At 57.0% G+C, this 454-nt stretch carries 1 pseudogene; it reads left to right on the top strand.

Annotated features, from left to right (window positions below):
- A pseudogene (locus AO388_RS04970) lies at positions 1-454 on the top strand (AMP-binding protein); the annotation flags it as partial.

Here is a 454-nt window from a genome sequence, read left to right as displayed (position 1 = left end):
ATCAATCTTGATCTGAGCGATTGGCAGGACCAATCCGTCCAGAATCCGCAGGTACAGGGGCTGACTTCAGCGCATCTGGCCTACCTGATCTACACCTCGGGTTCCACCGGCCTGCCGAAAGGCGTGATGATCGAACACCGCAATACTGTGAACTTCCTCAGTTGGGCGCACACGGCTTTTGACGGCTCTGCACTGGAAAAAACACTGTTTTCCACCTCGCTGAACTTCGACCTCGCGGTCTACGAGTGTTTTGCACCGCTGACCTCGGGCGGCAGCATCACGGCGAGCACGATATCGGCCTGATCAACACCGTACCATCGGCGCTCAAGGCCTTGCTGGAAGTCGATGGACTGCCGAAATCGGTCCATACAGTCAACGTCGCCGGTGAAGCGCTGAAACGCAGCCTCGTGGAAAACCTGTTCGAAAAAACCGGCGTGCAGCGCCTGTGCAACCT

The organism is Pseudomonas sp. ICMP 10191, assembly GCF_001467335.1.
Classification (GTDB): Bacteria; Pseudomonadota; Gammaproteobacteria; order Pseudomonadales; family Pseudomonadaceae; genus Aquipseudomonas; species Aquipseudomonas cerasi.
This window is presented reverse-complemented; position numbering and strand designations above follow the sequence as displayed.